1 protein-coding gene is annotated in these 249 nt (G+C 47.4%); it reads left to right on the forward strand.

The window, feature by feature from the left end:
• Window positions 1-57: 57 nt before the first annotated feature.
• On the forward strand, window positions 58-249 hold a 192-nt coding region (locus tag KB213_RS12210; RefSeq protein WP_211683518.1), incomplete at its 3' end, for a SusD/RagB family nutrient-binding outer membrane lipoprotein.

The following is a 249-nucleotide window of genomic DNA, read 5'->3' on the forward strand; positions in this document are numbered from 1 at the left end:
CTTCTGGGGCTTCTATTCATGGGTTTGTCAACACTTACTAACTCTTGTACCGACACGTTGACCGATATAAATAAGAACCCGCTGTATCCCGATGAAAAAGCGTTGCACCAAGATGGTATCCTTTTGGGATCATTCTTGCCGGCATTGCAGCAGGCTGTTATTCCGGTATCGACTGGTGGAACCGATGCGGTGAATGCTTATCAAGAGTCGGTAAACCTTACGGCAGATGCTTGGTGTGGCTATTTGTCG

The sequence above is a fragment of the Neokomagataea anthophila genome, from assembly GCF_018122595.1.
Lineage (GTDB): Bacteria > Pseudomonadota > Alphaproteobacteria > Acetobacterales > Acetobacteraceae > Gluconobacter > Gluconobacter anthophilus.